The 21,285-nt window shown below is 43.8% G+C and carries 15 protein-coding genes; all 15 read left to right on the top strand.

Annotated features, from left to right (window positions below):
* Nucleotides 1-6 precede the first annotated feature (6 nt).
* The 15 genes from ACFWMP_RS06235 (at nucleotide 7) to ACFWMP_RS06165 (ending at nucleotide 21,285) form a co-directional block, all read left to right on the top strand.
* Nucleotides 7-2,574: a transglutaminase domain-containing protein gene (locus tag ACFWMP_RS06235; RefSeq protein ID WP_379422569.1), complete on the top strand. Its 2,568-nt coding sequence runs from the start codon at nucleotides 7-9 to the stop codon at nucleotides 2,572-2,574.
* 4 nt (nucleotides 2,575-2,578) lie between these two features.
* Nucleotides 2,579-3,622 (top strand): glycoside hydrolase family 18 protein, encoded by a 1,044-nt coding sequence (locus ACFWMP_RS06230; protein ID WP_379422567.1) that lies wholly within the window; start codon nucleotides 2,579-2,581, stop codon nucleotides 3,620-3,622.
* 174 nt (nucleotides 3,623-3,796) lie between these two features.
* On the top strand, nucleotides 3,797-4,789 hold the full coding sequence (locus tag ACFWMP_RS06225; protein WP_379422565.1) for a glycoside hydrolase family 130 protein: 993 nt from the start codon (nucleotides 3,797-3,799) through the stop codon (nucleotides 4,787-4,789).
* Nucleotides 4,790-4,842: 53 nt separating this feature from the next.
* On the top strand, nucleotides 4,843-7,287 hold the full coding sequence (locus tag ACFWMP_RS06220) for a glycoside hydrolase family 38 N-terminal domain-containing protein (protein ID WP_379422563.1): 2,445 nt from the start codon (nucleotides 4,843-4,845) through the stop codon (nucleotides 7,285-7,287).
* A gap of 28 nt (nucleotides 7,288-7,315) precedes the next feature.
* Complete coding sequence (locus ACFWMP_RS06215) at nucleotides 7,316-9,622, top strand: glycoside hydrolase family 3 N-terminal domain-containing protein (protein ID WP_379422561.1); 2,307 nt, start codon at nucleotides 7,316-7,318, stop codon at nucleotides 9,620-9,622.
* Nucleotides 9,623-9,646: 24 nt separating this feature from the next.
* Nucleotides 9,647-10,969: a glycoside hydrolase family 125 protein gene (locus tag ACFWMP_RS06210; protein ID WP_379422559.1), complete on the top strand. Its 1,323-nt coding sequence runs from the start codon at nucleotides 9,647-9,649 to the stop codon at nucleotides 10,967-10,969.
* A gap of 53 nt (nucleotides 10,970-11,022) precedes the next feature.
* Complete coding sequence (locus ACFWMP_RS06205; protein ID WP_379422557.1) at nucleotides 11,023-12,840, top strand: class I mannose-6-phosphate isomerase; 1,818 nt, start codon at nucleotides 11,023-11,025, stop codon at nucleotides 12,838-12,840.
* Nucleotides 12,837-13,778, top strand: a complete 942-nt coding sequence (locus ACFWMP_RS06200; protein WP_379422555.1) for an ROK family protein — start codon at nucleotides 12,837-12,839, stop codon at nucleotides 13,776-13,778. Before ACFWMP_RS06205 ends, ACFWMP_RS06200 begins: the two co-directional genes overlap by 4 nt.
* 179 nt (nucleotides 13,779-13,957) lie before the next feature.
* On the top strand, nucleotides 13,958-14,719 hold the full coding sequence (locus ACFWMP_RS06195; RefSeq protein WP_042186303.1) for a CPBP family intramembrane glutamic endopeptidase: 762 nt from the start codon (nucleotides 13,958-13,960) through the stop codon (nucleotides 14,717-14,719).
* 226 nt (nucleotides 14,720-14,945) lie between these two features.
* Nucleotides 14,946-15,779, top strand: a complete 834-nt coding sequence (locus ACFWMP_RS06190) for a DUF4362 domain-containing protein (protein WP_379422553.1) — start codon at nucleotides 14,946-14,948, stop codon at nucleotides 15,777-15,779.
* A gap of 287 nt (nucleotides 15,780-16,066) precedes the next feature.
* Nucleotides 16,067-16,780, top strand: coding sequence for a response regulator transcription factor (locus ACFWMP_RS06185; protein WP_379422551.1), 714 nt, complete (start codon nucleotides 16,067-16,069; stop codon nucleotides 16,778-16,780).
* On the top strand, nucleotides 16,780-17,715 hold the full coding sequence (locus ACFWMP_RS06180) for a sensor histidine kinase (protein WP_379422549.1): 936 nt from the start codon (nucleotides 16,780-16,782) through the stop codon (nucleotides 17,713-17,715). Before ACFWMP_RS06185 ends, ACFWMP_RS06180 begins: the two co-directional genes overlap by 1 nt.
* Before the next feature lie 117 nt (nucleotides 17,716-17,832).
* Nucleotides 17,833-18,753: an ABC transporter ATP-binding protein gene (locus tag ACFWMP_RS06175; RefSeq protein ID WP_379422547.1), complete on the top strand. Its 921-nt coding sequence runs from the start codon at nucleotides 17,833-17,835 to the stop codon at nucleotides 18,751-18,753.
* Nucleotides 18,746-19,438 carry an ABC transporter permease gene (locus tag ACFWMP_RS06170; protein ID WP_379422545.1) on the top strand — a complete coding sequence of 231 codons (693 nt, stop codon included), beginning with the start codon at nucleotides 18,746-18,748 and terminating at the stop codon, nucleotides 19,436-19,438. Before ACFWMP_RS06175 ends, ACFWMP_RS06170 begins: the two co-directional genes overlap by 8 nt.
* Nucleotides 19,439-19,644: 206 nt before the next feature.
* Nucleotides 19,645-21,285 carry a PAS domain-containing sensor histidine kinase gene (locus tag ACFWMP_RS06165; RefSeq protein WP_379422543.1) on the top strand — a complete coding sequence of 547 codons (1,641 nt, stop codon included), beginning with the start codon at nucleotides 19,645-19,647 and terminating at the stop codon, nucleotides 21,283-21,285.

Genomic DNA, 21,285 nt, shown 5'->3' with positions numbered 1-21,285 from the left:
TCAGATATGGAACAGATTGAACGTAAGTTTCAGGAGAAGAAGAGTTTGGCCAAGGCACGTGCAACGCAGTTATTTCAAATCTTTGAACAGGACTTGACAGAGGAAGAAATAATTGCAATTAAGTATCTCTATGCGTATATGCCAGTGAATGATTTGGCGGATTACAATGGTGAGCTTTTCTTGAATCATGTGCGAACGACACTAAAGATTCGCCGAGATATGCCATGGCAAGTCCCGGATCATATATTTTTACATTTCGTACTGCCCTACCGTGTTAATACCGAAAACATTGAAGAACACCGCCAAATTCTTCATGAACAATTAGCAGAGCGAACTAGTAAGTTGTCCATGACGGAAGCCATTCTGGAGACAAATTACTGGTGTCATGAGGTGGCAACGTATATTGGGAGTGATTTGCGGACGATTTCACCATTATCGATGATTCGAAATGCACGTGGTCGTTGCGGTGAAGAATCCACACTAGCTGTGGCAGCCCTTCGCAGTATAGGTATACCTGCACGTCAAGTGTATACGCCACGTTGGGCACATTGTGATGATAACCACGCATGGGTGGAGGCATGGGCAGACGGTGAATGGTATTTTATTGGGGCTTGTGAGCCGGAAGCTCGTCCTAATCAAGGATGGTTTGGACCTCCAGCGCGTAGAGCAATGTTAATTAACACGCGTATTCTCGCTAATTATCAAGGTCCAGAAGATATTACGCTTGCAGATGAGTGGTTCACTGAAATTAATGTGTTGGAAAATTACGCATCCACGCGGACAATTACGATTCATGTGAAAGATGAATTCGGACAGTCTGTGCAGGATGCAGAAGTACAGTTCCAAGTGTATAACATGGCGGAATTTTTCCCGATTGCCATCCTTCCTACCAATGCTCAAGGAGAAGCAACTTTCAAAACAGGTCTCGGTGACCTCATGATTCGTGCTGCAAAGGGTGGTACTTGGGGGGAAGTGAAAATTTCAGTGGCGGACTGTGTATGCGTTGAGCTTGTACTGAATCAAGAAAGTCAGCCCGCTGTAGGAACGATGGCCGATTATGAAATGGTTCCACCTCCAGCGTGTGAAGGTGAGGTAATAGAGGAACTGTCTAAAATTCGTATCCAGCGACATAATGAACGTTTGGAGGAAGGGATCTCAATCCGTGCGAAATATGAAGCGACTTTTGTGACAGAAGAAGCAGCGAGGAAGCTCGGGGAAACACTGGGTCTCCCGGAAGATCGTGTATGGACAGTGCTTCAGAAGGCACGTGGTAACAGTGTAGAGATAGCCGCATTTCTGGAGGCAGCCACATCCGCGTATGGAGAATGGGCTTTACGGTTATTGGAATGTATTAATGAAAAGGATTTAATTGACACATTTATTCCTACCCTTACAGATCATGTGGCTGGTGCGCTTGCTGTACGTGGTGAGCTCACAGAGGAAGTGTTCGTGCCCTACATTTTGCGTCCTCGTGTTCACTACGAGATGATTACACCGTATCGTACATTTTTCCAACAAGCTTTCACTTCGGATGAAGTGGCATTGTTCCGTAAGGACCCAACGAAGCTGGTTCAATTCATAGATGAAACGTGGGATATATGGACAGACCTTCCGAATCTGAAAGGGAAGGGAACGGCAGTGGGTACCTTTGAATTGCGCGTAGGCGATCGCAGTTCCCTGGATATCATGTTCGTATCCATTTGTCGTAGTTTAGGAATCCCAGCGCGAATTCATCCCATTGAATCCAAACCGCAATTTATAGTGGATAATATTTTCGTGGATGCTCAATTTACCAAAGGCGTTGTTGGAGGCGGGATAGAATTAGCGAACGGCACGCTCATACTTCATCGTGATCAGGGTGCAGGGACAGTCCAACCAACGGCTTCATACTATGAGAATTTCACATTAGCTCGGCTGGAGAACGGTTTTTATAAAACCTTATGTTACCCGCATGGCGCAAATGACCTATATGATACACCACTTGAGGTTGAGCAGGGAGCATACCGTCTGACGACAGGCGTACGATTAAAGGATGGCATCGTGCTTATAAAGTTCACTTATTTCCATATTGCAGAAGGGGAAGAGACGAAGCTGGTCATGAAATATCGTCAATCTACATTGGAAATTCCAGTGTACGGCAAGGTGGAACGACTCAAGCAGCTGACCTCATGGGCAGGAGTAGAACAGACTTTCGCAGATCTTATTGGTGGAAAGGGCGCCTATGTCGCTTGGCTGGAGCCGGAACGAGAGCCTTCAAAGCATTTACTTCGTGAACTCGCTGAGTTGAAGCAAGAGTTCAATGCGCTAGGTGCTCCCATCATTCTTATTATTGGTGACAAGCAATGTGCAGCTTCGTTTCATCCCGAGGACTATCCAGATCTTCCTGCAAATGCAGTGTTTGTACGTGATTCAACGAATAATCTATTGCCCGAATTATTTGCATCGTCCCAAGCGAGTGAAGCGGGCTTCCCGCATCTTATCATTGTGGACCGTGAAGATCAGATTCGTTACATGTCATCAGGATATAAGATTGCAGCGAGCAAGGAAGCGATTCAAATCTTAAGAAGGTTGTGAAAGGATGGATCAAAAGATGATTGTAGCAGGCTACGTGAGTGATTCCAAACTATCTGAGTTATCGGGTGACCACTTGATGAAGTTAACGCATCTCAACGTTGCATTTGGTTATGTGAAAGATGATCAAATTACAACAGCACATTTGAAATGCACGAACCAGCTACAAGAGATGAAAGCGATGTATCCGAATCTGACGCTGATACTCTCCGTAGGCGGATGGGGGAATGGGGGATTCTCTGAGGCTGCCTCTACCGAAGAAGGACGTCAGAAATTTGCAGCGTCGGCTGTGCAAGTGGTAACAGATTTCCCGTTCGATGGAATCGATTTGGATTGGGAATATCCTTGTTACAGTGAAGCGGATATTAAATCGTCGCCGGATGATAAATGCAATTTCACACTGCTATTAAAGGCGATTCGAGATGCACTGGATGTGAAAGGTACAGCGGATAGCAGGCATTACCTGCTTACAATTGCGGCAGGTGCTGATCAGTATTACATTGATGGCACCGAGATGGATCAAGTACAGAAATATTTGGATTTTATACAGCTGATGACCTACGATATGCGTGGCGGTTTCCAGATTCTAACGGGACATCATACGAATTTATTTCATACGACAGGAGATTTGTATCGTATCAGTACAGAGGCATCGGTGAATATGTTCATTCAGGCAGGCGTTCCCCGAGAGAAAATCGTCATTGGCGTGGCGTTCTATTCCCGAATGTGGAAGCAGGTGCCGAATAAGAACCATGGATTTCTACAAATGGCGGGCACAACGGGTGGCTATGGTCCAGAATATACAGAGCTGTTTGCTAATTACATCAATCAGAATGGCTACACACGGCATTGGGACGATGAGGCCAAAGCACCATATTTATTTAATGGAGACACGTTTATTTCCTATGATGACGTAGATTCGATCGCACATAAATGTGAGTATGTCAAACGTGAAAAACTTGCGGGTGCCATGTTCTGGGAATATAGCTGTGATAGGACACACACGTTGCTTGATGCACTGTATGCAGGCTTATATGAGAGCGTGAAGTGAGCTACCTGTTCAATTAGTTAAGAAACATGATACTTCAGTCAACAAACGTTAGATTCAGGATAAATTCCCTTTTAATGCGCTTTATTATGATTTAAAGTAGGGGTGCAAGTAGGGTTAGACATACTGAAAACGTAGTTGCAGATCACAATTGTATACATGGAAGGAGTTTATGAAATGAGCAAAATTATTGGTGAAGCACTATCAAATATTCCTTGGCAGGATAAGCCGAGTGGCTATAACGCTCCAGTGTGGCGATATACCCATAATCCGATTATTCAGCGAGATGCACAGTTAAATTCGAACAGTATTTTCAATTCCGCGGTTATTCCTTTTGAAGAGGGTTATGCAGGGGTATTCCGTTGTGACTCCAGATCTGTAAGTATGGACATATTCGCTGGCTTCAGTCAGGACGGGCTTCAATGGGAGATTAATGAGAATCCGATCCAATTCGAAGGCGACGATTATATAACAAAGCGGGAGTATCGCTACGATCCACGCGTCTGTAAAATCGAGGATAAATATTATGTTTCTTGGTGTAATGGATACCATGGTCCTACAATTGGTCTCGCATATACGTATGATTTCAAAACCTTTCACCAATTAGAAAACGCTTTCCTGCCATACAACCGGAATGGTGTATTATTTCCGCGTAAAATAAATGGCAAATATGCGATGTTAAGCCGTCCAAGTGATACGGGGCATACACCATTTGGAGATATCTTTTTTAGTGAGAGCCCTGACCTGACGTACTGGGGAAAGCATCGTTACGTGATGGGTACGATCAATTCGGACACTTCTGCATGGCAATCGAAGAAAATTGGTCCAGGGCCGATTCCAATTGAAACAGATCGCGGATGGTTGTTGATCTATCATGGTGTAATAAATACGTGTAACGGGTTCGTATATCGGATGGGTGTTGCTTTATTAGATTTGCATGAGCCATGGAAGGTGTTAGCACGCTCACGGAATTATATTCTTGGACCAGAGACAATGTATGAGTGTGTAGGAGATGTGCCGAATGTCACCTTCCCTTGCGCAGCACTTTCAGATGGCGATACAGGTCGAATTGCAATTTACTATGGCTGTGCTGATACCGTAACAGGCGTAGCCTTCACAACTGTGGATGAATTGTTCGACTATATGGATAAGTATCCGCTCGAGAATTAGTAGAGTAAGCGAAGTATCATAGCAAGTGAAAATAACTATAGGGAGAGATCGAGATGTCCAGCAAACGACCTTGGAAAATATACGCAATCCATCATTCTCATACAGATATCGGATATACAGAGCGTCAAGAGAAAATTCAGCAGTATCATGTTAATTTCATTCGGCAGGTCCTGCATATTTTACGTGAAAGCAAATCGGGACGTCGTCCGGAATGGCAAGGCTTTAAGTGGGTCTGTGAGACCTTTTGGCCGATTGAAACCTTTCTGAAGCAGGCGACAGAGCAAGAGAAGATAGAGTTCGCTGAAGGCGTGAGACAGGGAGCTATCGGGTTGTCGGGGACTTATCTAAATATGACAGAATTAATAGGTAAAGAGCTGTTCCAATCGATGATTGCGCGAGTGTCTGATTACGGACAGTCGATTAAAATTCCTGTAACATCGGCAATGACAGCAGATATTAACGGTTTCAGTTGGGGGTATGGTCAGGTATTGCTGGATGCTGGGATCCAGAATTTGTCGACCTGTATTCATACGCATCATGGAATGTTTCCTTGCTGGAAGAAGCAGCAGCCGTTCTGGTGGGAGATGCCTTCAGGGGATCGCCTGTTGACGTGGAGTGGAGAGCATTATGTGTTCGGAAATGATCTGGGGCTTGTACCTGGTATGGGTGGTAAATATACGATTAAAGATGAATTCGATATGAGCAATGGCGCGGATTTTGAAATTGCTGAACAACGGATCGGGCGTTATATCGATCGTCTGACAGAGGATGGCTATGCATTTGATTTCTTCCCGGCGATGTTCTCAGGCTTACCTACGGATAATAACCCGCCAAATGCGGCGGCAATAGAGTTTATCCAACAATGGAATACCAAGCATGGGGACCGGATTTTAATTCAAATGGCAACGCTAGATGACTTCTTTGCAGAAGTCCGTGCCCATGCAGCACAGCACCCGGAAGATATTCCTGTCTATCGCGGAGATTGGCCAGATTGGTGGACGGATGGGGTTGGCTCGACACCAAAGCATGTACAAGTATTCCGTGAGGCGCAGCGGGTGTACCAAAAGGTAAGAAGACTGGATCCTAATTATGACATCATTTCCCCGGAAGCTATTAAAGAAATGGAATATCAATTAACGATGTTCGCTGAGCACACATGGGGCTATCATTCTTCGATTTCAGAGCCTTGGAACCCGTTTGTTCAAGAGTTAGGGCTGCGCAAGGAAGCGTTCGCTGCTAATGCGAGCACCGCTGCACATCGCGCGTTGTACGAAATCCTTGAAGCCAAGGGAGATGCACTGCTTGCACCGGGTCGGCCGATGAAGTTCAAAATTTGCAATCCTTACAGCTATGTTCAGGAGGATCATGCCCATCTTATTCTTGAGGGTTGGTATTACGAGCAGATTAAAGAAGGGTTTGAGGTGCGTGATTTCAATACAGGTGAGGTGCTCCCATCTCAACTGCGTCTTGCGCATCGCGGGGTTATTGTAACCATTCCGGTCATGCTGGAGCCTCAGGAAGAAAAAGTGCTTCATATCGTAGCGGTTAAGCCAACAATTAAAACCGCATATATGAACGATTATGTGGCATCGGATCGTGTATTGGATTTGGATGTTACCCATGAAGTAAAGGACTTCCATGTGACATCCACATACGCTGAAACACCATTTGTACGTATTGAATGGAAGAAGGGTGAAGGAATCACCTCTTGGAAGGATAAGGAGACTGGACAGGAGCTGCTACGTGCAGACCGGAATCATCATGCATTCACACCGGTATATGATGTTACGCCAGCCACAAAGGTGGTCGAAATGACGGAGGTTCGTCGTCTTATGGGCCGTAATCGGAAAGGTCCGAATGCGATTGTATCTACAGGTGTGTTGACAAGTGCAGAAATTGTTGGACAGGGAGAGCTTTATAGCATGATTCAATTGACCTATGAAGTCTCCGGTTGTGAGCATTATTCCTTATTCTTAACCGTGTATGCGGATCGTCCTCGTGTCGATGTGTCGGTACGGATGCATAAGGAAAGTGTATGGAAGCCTGAGAATTTGTATATTTCACTTCCGTTTGGCGGCGCATTGACAACCTCTACGCAGGAGCTGTGGGTAGATAAGATGGATGCACTAACTCGTCTGCGCAAGGATCAATTACCAGGCAGCTTGGCCGATTATACGGCTGTTGGCGAAGGTGCTGCATACATTTCAAAGGAGCAAGGTATTGTGATTGCGATGCCAGACACTCCGTTGATTCAAGTGGGTGCTTTAGAGCATAAATATCGTCTACTTAATGGCGATGCAAGACTAGAACAGGACCCTGCGCACTTGTACGCCTGGGTGATGAATAACTATTGGGAAACCAACTTTGCAGCTACGCTTGGCGGCTTCTATGAATTCCGCTATTACATTACATGGGGTGAGAAGTTTAACAACCCTGAAGTATCGTTCGACATGTGTCGGGGGATGAATGCAGGAATCCTGGCGTGGAGACAATTCTAGTTCATGTGAACGGGAGGAATTGTAAGCTATGAGATATAAAGATTCATCTTTGCCGATTCATGAGCGTGCTATAGATTTATTGGCTCAAATGACGCTGGAGGAGAAGATCGGGCAGCTCCTCCAGCCCTTCGGCTGGAAGGCGTATGAGAAATCAGAAGGCAAGATTCAATTGACAGAAGTATTTAAGGAAGCAATTGCAAGCGGTGGCGTGGGCTCTTTGTATGGTGTGCTGCGTGCAGATCCTTGGACAGAGGTATCATTGGAAACTGGGTTGTCACCTTTGGAAGGCGCAGAAGTAACGAATCTGATCCAGCAATATGCGATTGAGCATACACGTCTGGGTATTCCGATTCTGCTGGGCGAGGAATGCTCTCATGGTCATATGGCGATTGGCAACACCGTCTTTCCCGTACCGCTTGCTATCGGAAGCACATGGAATAGGGAATTATTCCGGCAGATCTGTCAAGCAGTGGCTGCAGAGACTCGCGCTCAAGGAGGGGCAGCAACCTACTCCCCAGTACTAGATATTGTACGTGATCCGCGCTGGGGGCGAACAGAAGAATGCTTTGGGGAAGATCCATATTTAAATAGTGAAATGGCAGTAGCTGCGGTAATGGGCTTACAAGGTGATTCATTAAATACAGACCATACGATCCTGGCAACATTAAAGCATTTCGTCGCGTATGGCAGCTCGGATGGTGGTCGTAATGCGGACACCGTACGGATGGGAAAACGCGAGTTAATGGAGAAGGATTTGCTGCCATTCCAGAAGGCAATTGAAGCTGGGGCTAAATCTGTTATGACCGCTTACAATGAAATTGACGGTGTTCCGTGTACTTCGAGTAAGGAGTTATTAACAGAGGTGCTTCGTGAGCAATGGGGCTTTGATGGCTTCGTCATTACGGATTGTGGTGCGATCAGCCAGCTTAAACACGGTCACCAGATTTGTGAGACCGAAGAAGAGGCGGCGACTCTTGCACTTAAAGCTGGTGTGGATATGGAGATGTCTGGTGAAACATTTGGCAGATATCTAATAAATGCATTACAGCTGCAGTTGATTGACATTTCCGATATTGATCTCGCAGTCGAACGAATTCTGCGTGCGAAGTTTGAATTGGGATTGTTTGAACGTCCCTTTGTTGATCCGACTACAGCACAGCGTGTCGTTGGACAACAGTTGCATTTAGAGATGGCGCGACAAGCTGCACGTGAAGGCATCATTCTTTTGAAGAATCATGATGAGGCTCTGCCGCTTTCTCCGTCACTTGGTAAGATTGCCGTTATTGGGCCGAATGCCAACAATATTTATAATCAATTGGGTGACTATACTTCACCACAGGAGCGTCATCACATCATTACCGTTTTGGACGGGATTCGCGCTAAATGTGCAGGACTCAGCGAAGTGCTGTATGCTCCGGGCTGCCGCGTGAAAGATCCATCGAAAGCAGGCTTTGAGAAGGCAATGGAGGTGGCGTCAGCAGCGGATACCATTATTGCAGTTGTCGGGGGATCAAGTGCACGTGATTTCGGTGAAGGTACGATTGATTTGAAGACAGGGGCTGCCGTCATTACGGATCAATTTAGTCTTAGTGATATGGAATGTGGAGAAGGCTTCGATCGTGCAGAGCTGAACTTATGCGGTGTGCAACTTGATCTGCTGCAGGAGCTGCACAGCTTGAATAAAAAACTGATTGTTGTCTATATCAATGGTCGTCCCATTGTCGAGCCTTGGGTAGATGAGCATGCGGATGCCATTCTGGAGGCTTGGTACCCGGGACAGCAGGGCGGGCATGCGATTGCTGATATTTTGTTCGGAGACTATAATCCATCCGGCCGGCTTACACTATCCATTCCAAAGCATCCAGGGCAATTACCGATTTATTACAATAAGAAACGCTCCAGAGGTCATCGCTATCTTGAGGTGGACTTTCATCCGCAATATGTGTTTGGTTATGGTCTAAGCTATACAAGCTATCAATACGAGCATATTCGCTTGGATCAGACACAAATAGAGCTGGATGATTCTTGTACTGTATCCGTGGAGGTTACGAATATTGGCGATGTAGCTGGACATGAGGTTGTTCAGCTATATATAAAAGATTGCACTAGCACAATTACACGCCCGGAACGAGAATTAAAAGGATTTCAGAAGATTTATATTGAGCCTGGTGAGATGCGTGTTGTTCAATTTCATATTACTCCACGGGAGCTGCAGTTTGTCGGTTCTGATTTGCAGTGGATGGTTGAGCCTGGCAAATTTGAGATCATGATTGGATCGAACGTAGGCAATATCATTTCAACAAGCTTAGAGGTTGTTCCTCGTTACTTGAGATAGTAATCACGGGAGGGTTACCAAATTATGAAAGAGCATCGTTTACCTACTATTGAAATTAATAAGTTCCCTCTGCCTCAGGCGGTTCAGCAAGTTATGAAGGACGCTAGTGAACGTCTGGCTCATCGTCCGAAGCTGAGTCAATTATTCCAGAATTGTTTTCCAAATACATTAGAAACAACTACTAAGCTGTTGGATGACGGAACAACATTTGTGTTAACTGGCGATATTCCGGCGATGTGGCTGCGTGACTCTGTTGAGCAGGTTATTCATTATGTTCCTTTTGCCAAGGAAGATGCTGAGCTTGGGCGGATTCTAGAAGGCTTAATACGCCGTCATATGTTTTATATTCAAATCGATCCTTATGCGAATGCCTTTAACGAGTCTGCAAATGATTGGCATTGGAATGCAACGGATGAGACAGACAGCTCGCCTTGGGTATGGGAGCGTAAATTTGAGCTGGATTCCATGTGCTTCTCATTCCGCTTGGCATATCTATATTGGAAAGAAACCGGACGCACCGGGATCTTTGATGAAGTTTTCCGAACCTCACTACTGAAGATGTTGAACATATGGCAGATTGAGCAGGAGCACAAGGAGCAGTCAACCTACCGCTTTCAACGTCACAACGGCATCATGATAGATACATTACGTAAGAACGGTTTGGGGATGCCGGTAAATAATGTTGGACTGATCTGGTCAGGCTTCCGCCCCAGCGACGATGCGTGTGACTTTCACTTCAATATTCCATCGAATATGTTTGCCGCTGTAACGCTTCACCAATTGCAGGAAATTGCTCAATATGTATATAGAGATTCAAATCTCGTAGCCCGAATGTCGGCAATGGAAGAAGAAATCCGGCATGCAATTGAGCTTTATGGAATCATTGACCATTCCAAATACGGCAAGATGTATGCGTTCGAAACGGATGGTTTCGGTAACCATTTATTGATGGACGATGCAGGTACTCCGAGCTTAATGTCAGCACCCTATCTAGGTTACTGTGCGCCAGACGATCCAATATATTTGAATACCCGCAAATTTGCCCTGAGTGAGGATAATCCCTATTTCTTCAAAGGCGAGAAGCTGAGCGGCATTGGCAGTCCACATACTAGCACGGGATTCGTATGGCATCTTGCCTATACGATGCAGGGCTTAACCGCAGTTGATCCTAAAGAAATGCTCGAGATGATTGAAATCTGTGAGTCGACAGATGCTGGTACTGGGTTTATGCATGAGGGATTTGATGTCAATGATTCAACCCAATTTACACGTGAGTGGTTCGCTTGGTCGAACAGCCAGTTCGCACAGCTTGTGTGGAAGGCATTGGAATCAGGCATATTGCCCTAAAATATATCACTATGAGCGGGATAGAGCTCACTAACTGTATAGGAGTGACAACTATGTTCGAGAAAAGACCTATTAACCCTATTCGGTACACTCAACAAATGAAGCCAGATACAGTTACGCCATATGCAAAAGCCGGAGTCCAGCGAGGTTTTGAAGCAATACTGTCCCCGCTTCTACAACAAGCTGCAATGAATTCCACTAGTATTATTAATGTAGCTATTGACGGAACGCATGGTGCCCAATATCAGCACGTCCTGGCAAGGATCATAGATGTATTGGAGCAAGAAGGGCATAAGACGGTTCTCATCGGTACCAATAGTTTTGTGAAGACAAGCGAAGAACTTCGTATGTTCTTTGAAGCGAATATTACAGATAATCGTGCATTTGGTTATTTTTCGGATGCTACGATTGCAGATTATTTCGTCCTAGAAGCACAAGACAAGATAGACAACTACAAAAAACAGATTCAATTACCTGCCCACCAAACAACCTTCATCATCACGTTTGGACCAGGGGCCTATTGGCTCGGGAACGGCAACTACGATATTACCTACTTCTTGGATGTATCTCGTGAGTATCAGCAATTGGAACATAAAGCACATTTATTGAATTTCGGCTTTAGTTGGAACCGAGATGTGGTGGAGAAGTATAAAATCTGTCTATTTGTGGAATGGCCAGTACTGGAAACTTACCGAAAAGAAGTATTGGATTCGATCCACTATTACGTGGATATGAATGAGCCTGAGTGTCCCAAGCTAACGACGGTCTTCACCCTACGCCAGATGATTGCAGATATCGCCAAGTCCCCTATGCGTGTGAAGCCGTTCTTCGCGCCAGGGATATGGGGCGGTCAATATTTGAAGAAATTCGCGGAGCTTCCGAAGGAGTGGGCCAACTGCGCATGGAGCTTTGAACCGATTGCACCGGAGAACTCCATTTTGCTGAAATACAACGACGAAATAATCGAGGTCCCCTTCCTCATAGTCATGCATTATGAGCATCCGGCCATTCTCGGGAATCGTATTGTCGGGCTGTTTGGTGATTATTTTCCGATTCGCTTCGACTACCTTGATACCATCGACGGAGATAGCTTGTCGTGCCAGGTACATCCGAAGCAGGAGTATATTCGTGAGACATTTAATGAATTTATGGCACAGCAAGAATCGTACTATATCATGGAGAATTTAGAGAATACATCTGTGTTCTTGGGACTGACCGAACAATGTACGAAGGAGGAATTCTTTAACGCGGTACACCATGCACAAGAAACTGGTGAACCCATTCAAATCACTGACTTCGTTAATCAATATGAAGCGAATAAGGGGGATTTATTCCTAATTCCTACAGGGACTGTTCATGCCTCTGGAAAGAACAACTTAGTACTCGAAATATCCTCTACGACATGGTGGTTTACGTTCAAAATCTACGATTTCCTTCGTAAAGGAATAGATGGCAAGCCACGTCCTATTAATATTGATCATGCCTTTGATAATATTGATTTCGATAAAAGAACGGCATGGGTAGAGGACAATTTGATTCCTAAGCCAAGCTTGCTGCAAAAGCAGGGGATTAACGAGGAGTATGTTCTTGGACAGCGTGAAGATCTACTGTTTTATGTTCATCGTGTGCACTTACATGATACATGGGTGGACCATACAAATAACGAAATGGTAATGTATAACTTGGTTGAGGGAGAAAAGGTTCGTATAGTATCCTGTGCAGATGAATCTATATATGTGGAGTTACAATACGCGGAATCATATATCCTTCCAGCCGTGTTCAGTGCCTATGAAATTATAAATATCGGAAACAAGCCATGTAAGCTTGTGAAAGCAGGCGTATCCAAGGCATGGGATGTGAGTCTCCTTTGAAGCCTAAAGTCGTGATCGCTTTAGACGTGGGAGGAACCTTTATTAAATCTGGTTTAGTCGTGGATGGAGAATTGCAACAGGCTAGCTGCAAGCAGCATCCTGCACTTGCTGATCAAGATGCCGAAGTGATTATAGAGCAATTTATTTCTATATTCGAAGATCAATATCAGTTTTATACCGTTACACTAGGGAAATCGGCAAACTGTACTTGGAATATCGGTCTCGCCTTTCCTGGGCCCTTTGATTATCAGCAAGGTATCTGTTATATTCAGGGGCTTAGTAAATATGAGGCATTGTATGGTAAGAATGTACGAGAAGTATTATATACCCGGTTCAATACCTTACAACATAAGGAATGGGCGAAGCACCTGCTGCAGGCAGATATTCGCTTTGAGAATGATGCGAAGCTGTTTGCCTTAGGCGTAAGTAGGTTATTTCCAAATGAACGATATATTTCGTTAACTTTAGGGACAGGGCTAGGCTCCGCATTTATTGATCGTGCATCGATCCTGAACGAAGGACCAGGTGTCCCCAAGGACGGTTGGCTTTTTGATAAACCTTTCATGGAGAGCACCATAGATAATGCCTTCTCACGTCGGGGAATTCTTCGCCTGGCTGAGCAGATGGGAGCTCTAGAAAAAGGAATGGACGTGAAGGAACTCGCAGAACAAGCAAGAAACGGGAATAGCTTGTGCTGCAAGGTGTTTGAAGAATTCGGTGCACGATTGGCTAGGATGCTAAAGTCCTATGTTATAGACTATCAACCAAACCGCATCGTTATTGGCGGACAGATTGCCAAGAGCATCGATTTATTTAGCCCCGCCCTCCAGAAGGGATTGGCTGATTCATCTATTGGTATATTTACTTCAGAAAATGTGTTCGAACACACGCTTATCGGAATATCGAGATTATTTGACGATTCCTTAGGATTCAATTGATAATTCAAAGATAACCAGTTACCGATCGATGTCGGTGACTGGTTATTTTTATGCTCCATCTTCGGCCAGAAATTGAGCATTTCATCAGGGATTATAAATCAACTTGTCGGTTCATTTATAGTTCATATTCCAGTGATAGGATTCACAGTATAATAATAAGCGTTGGAAGGTCGTGCAACATGACAAAAGTAAAACAAACCGTAGATTATCCTTTGTATAATGGACAGCCGTATTTCATGCCTATTGGCAAATGGGTAGTGATCCTTGCAAGTATCGTTGTAGGCTATTTAACAATGACAGTAGAGATTCCTTTTCTGCCTAATGAAGTGCAGAGCAAGATTGCTCCGTTTCTATTCACGCTGTTTCCGTTAATCGCATTAGTGTGGGCAACCAAAGGGAAGTTAGGAATTCTCTTCAAAAAGCCTGAAGTAAGTCATGTATTATACGGGATTTTATTCTTTATTATTAATTTCATCGTAACGTTGGGGGTAGCTGCGCTGCTTTCATCGATGGGAGCTGTAACAGTAAATGCGGTGCTAGGTCATGGGGATACCCTTTCAACAGGTGAGAAGCTCTGGACATTGTTCTTCTCAGGATTTCAATTAATTGGCGAGGAATTGTTAACGATCTTGCCATTCCTGGCGATTATGCAGCTTTGCTTTATTGGCTTTAAAATGTCACGCAAGGCGTCCGTGTTTATTGCATTAATCGTAACAGCGCTCATTTTTGGTGCACTACACTTAAAAACGTACAATTTTAATTTTGCTCAGGCCATTCTGGGAATCGGAATCGCTCGAATTATTCTAACGCTTGCTTACATGAAAACAAAGAATATCTGGACGTCGATCATTGCACATATTTTAAATGACTGGGCAATATTTGGGACTAGTATGTTAGGTGGCGCAGTAGCAGCACCGTTCCTGATGCATTTCTTGCATTAAGAGCCGGAGAATTTCCGTAGACTTAGCGATAGATATTGAGGAGATTTCTGAAGTACAGAAGCACAGCTGATTGGATATCCAATCAGCTTTTTTTGCTATCTAGTTTAAATTCCTATCAATCTCTCTATCATCAGATATCCCTGTGAAGGGATACCCAGCCCCCGTTATTATTGGTATACTTTAACAAATGATTCTACTTATGGAGTGTTTAAGGAGGTTATGATCGATGAGATCGAGCGGTATTCTTCTGATTTTTATAGCGCTTATAGTAACCGGTTGCTTTAACCAGCCATCCAATGGAGAAGACAAATTCACAACTACCATTAATGAACAAGAAGATGTGATAAACAGCCATGGAATGATTGTTAAGAATTTTAAGAAGCTGGATGCTTTTATCCAAAATAAAGCGGGTAAGCAGCGTGTGGTTCATTACACAATTGAGGGTGATCCGATCTTTAATGACTTGAAATATACTGACCAAGGGATTGAAATGCGGCATGATAATTCAGAAGATACGTTTGGTAGTCCCCAAGTAACCACATACACTTGTCAGAACCTTGTTAGAAACGAAACGGATAAACTTCTGTCGTATACCTTAACGGGCTGCGAGGGCGAACAAGCAAAGATCGAGCTGCTACAGATTCCTTTTGACGTAACGAAACAAGATAAGTTTGAGTTTGTTTTAAAGTATGGTGTGAACCAAAAGAACGAAATTAATACGATAGAGAAGAAGTTGGTCAAAGATCTCCAGAATGGGGAAGTAGTCGAGGTTAGTGATTTTGAGTTTTCTGAACAGGAACGTGGACAAATCTATAAAGAAATGGTACTAGCGAATTACTTAGGTGAAAAAGAGTTATCTACCGAGTGTAATCGAAAACCTGCTGTAAGTTACGATTTATCGGTTCAGATTAATAGTGGAGAGCGTCATTATCAGTGGACAGAATGCCAGAATACTGAGGATGATGGTCAGATGACTGAACTAGCTCAAGCGATCATTAAGATCGTGCAGGACGGAAGCATTTATAAGCAACTGCCTGAGGTTAAGGGGTATTACGAATAATTACACTATATAAATTGAATTTTGAAACTTTGGAAAAGGGAACGGAGTGACGGAGGGGGATTTTGAACTGTAGGAGCGATAGCGTTCGCCTGAAAGCTTTCCGTAGGAAAGCTCGCTCCGGAAGCATAGGCTCACCGGATTTCAACCGTGAAACACGGTATATAATCAAGAAATCTGGGGACAACAGCGACCGGAAGTCCAAACATTCACCGCAGTCACGTTTACCTTAAAGAAATACCTTAAGTTTTTAACTAATCTTTATTCTCAAATCATTGGAGGCAACATTCATGCACCGAATATTATTAATTGAAGATGACGAAGCAATTAGTGAAATGGTTAGGTCCTATTTAGTAAAAGAGGGCTATGAAGTGGAAACGGCGTTTGATGGTGAAGTAGCGGAAAGGACATTCCGTACTAGCAATCCTTTTGATCTTGTATTATTAGATCTCATGCTGCCCAAGCGCAGCGGTACTGATATTCTCCAGACGATCCGTGTGACAAGTCTAGTTCCGGTGTTGATCATGTCAGCCAAGGACAGCGATGTGGATAAAGCGCTTGGACTTGGCTTTGGGGCGGATGATTATATTACCAAGCCATTTTCAATGATCGAATTAGCTGCAAGAGTGAAGGCTGCGATTCGAAGAGCGGGTTATGCTACCCCCACCATCCAACCGGAAGCTCCAATTCCTGCGAAGCAAAAGATTTCCATTGGTGGCCTGACTGTGGATTTGGATAATTTCTCTGTGCTAAAGAACGGGGAAGAAGTGAAGTTAACGTCTAAGGAATTTCATATTCTTAAGCTGTTCGTTACACATCCGGGCAGGGTCTTCACCAAAGCGCAGATTTATGCTAGCGTATGGGCAGATGATTATTTCGGAGATGAGAACGTTATTAATGTACATATGAGAAGATTACGCGAAAAAATAGAAGATGATCCCTCCCATCCAGAGTTCATCAAGACGTTGTGGGGGATCGGGTATAAGTTGGGAGAGCAGCTATAATGAGCATGGCGTTTAGTGTGGTCATTGTACTCCTGCTCGTCGTCATTGTATGGCAATATCAGCATTCGCGTAAAGCTTCCAGAGACCTGAAATATATTCATGACAAGCTAAGTAGCATCATGGCTGAAGGTTCACACGAAAGACTACTGTTATTCAGTAGTAACGTGGAGCTGCAAAGTGTGCTGATTGATCTAAATCGGCTGCTCGACATTAATCATAAAGGAAGCATTGAGCGCGTGAAGCTGGAGAAGTCCATGCGTAATATGCTGTCGAACATTTCCCACGATCTTAAGACTCCGCTAACGGTAGTACTCGGTTATATTGAGACGATTCTTCAGGATGAACATATGCCAGCCGAGGAACGGGAACGTATGATGAATACGATTCACCAAAAAGCAAATGAAGTGATCCATCTGATGAACAAGTTCTTTGACTTGGCTAAGCTGGAATCGGGGGATCGGGAAATCAATCTTACACGTGTTGAGGCAGGCGAGGTATGCAGACGTAATATTCTCTCTTTCTATGATATCCTTAGCGCCAAGGGCAGTGAGGTGGAGATAGAGATCCCTGATGACTCGCTATATTTTATGGGGAACGAAGAGGCGCTGGATCGAATATTGTCCAATTTGTTATCGAATGCGATTGCTTACGGCGATGCCGGAGGCGTATTAGGCTTGAAACTCTATAGTGATAAGAACAAAGTATACATAGATGTTTGGGACAGGGGAAAAGGCATTAGTGAAGTTCACCAGGATAAAGTATTCGAACGGCTCTATACACTGGAGGATTCGAGAAATCGAACATATCAAGGGAGTGGTCTAGGTCTGACGATCACCAAAAGATTAACGGAACAGATGAATGGTACCATTACACTGGTTAGTCAACCGTTTGTGAGAACAGTATTTACCCTTTCTTTTCGTAGATTAAGCTTCTAAAGAATGAAATTGTGTGCAGCTTAAGATTTTTGTAAGAATCGAGTAATAAAAAAGAAAATTCTGCTGTGTACAATAAGAACTAAGGAAGACGAGACGAAAACAAAGGGGAGCACGGAAATGACTACGATACTTCGAACAAGAAATTTAACGAAAACCTACCAAGGCAAAGAAGCCGTTAGCAATGTGAATATGAATATTAAACAAGGTGAAATTTATGGCTTTCTTGGACCGAACGGTGCCGGAAAAACAACGGTCATGAAAATGATCACGAACCTCGTTAAACCGACGAGTGGTGAGATTGAGTTTTTTAATGAAAAAATGACAAATCATTCGTATGAAATGCTCAAACGGATGGGCTGCATCATTGAATATCCAGTGTTCTATGATAAACTCACAGCCAAGGAAAACCTGATCCTGCATGGAGAATATATGGGCTATTATGATCCGCAAGCGATTGGCGAAGCGCTGGAGCTGGTAAAGCTTACGGGTATCGATAAAAAGCCGGTGAAGCAATTTTCGCTTGGGATGAAGCAGCGCCTTGGTATTGCCAGAGCCTTTATGACGAAACCGGAGCTGCTCATTCTGGATGAGCCGATTAATGGACTAGACCCTGTGGGAATCAAAGAGATGCGTGAAGTGTTCCGGATGCTTAGCGGTGAATATGGTATGACGTTACTTGTATCTAGTCATATTCTGGGGGAGATCGAGCAAATTGCTGATACTATCGGTGTGATCCGGCAGGGTGCTCTGGTAGAAGAGGTGGCGATGGATTCCATTCGCGGTCAAAATACAGAATATATCGAAGTGGTTACGAATGAGATTAACAAAGCAGTGTACGTGTTGGAGCACAAGCTTGGCCTCAATAACTTCAAAGTACTAGATCATATTACAGTAAGAATTTATGACGGTGGTATCTCACAACGTGATCTGAATAAGGCGTTAGTGCTAGCAGACGTGGAGATTGAGAGCATCAGCAAGAAACAACATACGCTGGAAGATTATTTTTTACAATTGATTGGGGGTGAAGGCGTTGCTTAAATTAATATCTTTGGAGATTCGGAAGAATAAGCTAAAGACTCTTCTTACAGGGGCAGCAATCGTCAATCTCGCTATTCTTGGGTTTATGATTATGGTTTTATTCGTTGATCGAAATGAGAATGAACCGTCGTTCGCTTCTTACGCAGATATGTTTGAAGGTGTGTTCGTTTTTGTTAAGGCTGCTTATATTATTTTCGCTTCCGTTATTATTAGCAAGCTGGTGATTGATGAGTATAAGAACAACACTATTACTCTTCTCTTCATGTACCCTATCTCACGTAAAAAGCTAATGACTGCGAAAATATTGATAGTGTTCGCCTTCACATTTGTTGCCATCATCGTGTCAGACATTGTAGTTGGAGCTATGCTAATAGGATTTAATTCGTTTGTAGGGCTTATCCCGGGTGAGTTAAACCTTCCTATAATCACTTCAGAGCTGATCAAGTTAGGCGCAAACGCATTTTACGCAGCGGGTATTGCTCTGATTCCTTTGTACTTTGGAATGAAGAAAAAATCAGTTCCTGCCACCATCGTCTCGGCGGTTTTAGTTACGTCCCTAATTTCTGGTGGATTTGATCAAGCACGCTTAGGTAATTTAGCGGCGGTGTCGATCTCGCTTGGCTTGATTGGAGCAGGTATTGCCTATATGGCGATTCGCAATATTGACCATAAAGATATAGCCTAAAATATTTATAGAAATCCCTCTTAAGAATCTCAGTACGATGTGTAAGTCATCGTGGTCGGGTTCTAAAGGGGGATTTAGTGTTTATCTGCGACCGGTTAAAGTATATTTGCTATAATGGTCAAAATAGAAGAATTTAAAATTTGAGATGATTTCCGCTCATTTTAGGGTAATGATAATGGATGAGAGAGCCTGAGGTGAAATGAATTGTGGATAAAGACTGGACGTCCATTCTAACACGATTGCTTTCGGAAGAGAGCGCTTATAAATCGTTATATGACCATCATCCTAATTTGATATTTGTGTTGGATCGGCAAGGTCGCTGCGTAGGAACGAATCGTACGTTCTATCTAGAATCCAGTGCAGAAGCATCGTTCCAAGATATAGGTCTGACAGCACTTAAAAGAATATACCTTGTTGATGTAGCTAGTTTTGAGGCTGCCCTGCAAGGGAATCCCTCTAGCTTTGAATTGCAAGATCTGAACAATCCCAAAGCGGACGTTGTGAAGGGAAACTTTATTCCTATAACGATAGACGAGGGAATTGTCGGGGTATTCGCGATCATACAAGTGGATAACAGCAACTATCATCATTATTCGGAAGGGTTACATGACTGGCTAAACGCATTAGCAGATTCTTTTCATGCTAAATTATCGAATAAGGTAGAACTAGAGTCAAACTTCAAATCTACTTTTGCTGCTGAAGTCGAAGATAAACGAGCGAATCTTATTCTGAACTCCGTCTCAGCTGGAATATTCGTACTAGATAATATAGGGCGAACGCTCTTTATTAACCGTGAGGGAGCAGATATGTTAGGTTACCAGCCTACAGAATTGGTTGGCCTGAAGCTGATGGAATATATTCATCAAATCCAAGGCGATGGCTCACGTTATTCAACCCCTGATTGTCAGATTAGTCTTACAATTGCAGATGGAATTATCCGCAGGAAAGACGATGAGATCTTCTGGCGTAAGGATGGAACCAGCTTTTTTGTCAATTATCGGGTGTCGCCTCTTATGGATGGGGGGATGATCTCAGGAGCAGTTATTGCTTTTAGTGATATCACGAATGCGAAAGAAATCATTCGCGCTAAAGAATCTGCAGAACAGGCGGCGCAAGCCAAATCTGACTTCTTAGCGATGATGAGTCATGAAATTCGGACACCGATGAATGGAATGATAGGGATGTCAGATCTTTTACTTGAAACTGATCTTGGAGAAGAACAGCGGGGGTATGTCGAGATTTTACGAAGCTGTAGTTACACGCTTTTACAGATCTTGAATGACATTCTTGATTTCAGCAAGATGGAAGCGGGTAAAATGCCACTGCAAACCGAATCGTTTGAACTTCGAAAGATGATATCGGACATTATTGATTTATTTACGCCTAAAGCCGAAGAGAAGAAGCTGGCCTTGCGGTGGTGGGCGGATACGAGTGTTCCAACAACGTTACTGGCTGATCCGATCCGTTTGCGACAGATTATTGTCAATCTGGTTGGAAATGCTCTGAAATTCACTGAACATGGGAGTGTTACACTATCGGTTAAGAACATTCCACTTTCGGATTCAAAAGAATATTTATTGGAATTCTCTGTCCGTGATACAGGTGTTGGGATTGCCGATAATAAACTCAATTTATTATTTCAATCCTTCTCACAGCTGCACCCGATCATCAACCGTAAATATGGCGGTACAGGGTTGGGACTCGCTATTTGTAAGCAGCTGGTTGAGCTGATGGGTGGGACAATCTTTGTAGAAAGTGAAGAGAATAAAGGTTCAACATTCCGGTTTATGTTACCCTTCATAAAAAAAGAGGTCGAGTTAAATTCAACTTCAAATCAGGAGGGGTAA

It is taken from the genome of Paenibacillus sp. NPDC058367, from assembly GCF_042723305.1.
Taxonomy (GTDB): domain Bacteria; phylum Bacillota; class Bacilli; order Paenibacillales; family Paenibacillaceae; genus Paenibacillus_AQ.
The sequence above is the reverse complement of the archived record's forward strand: the minus strand, read 5'-3'. Positions and strand labels throughout refer to the sequence as shown.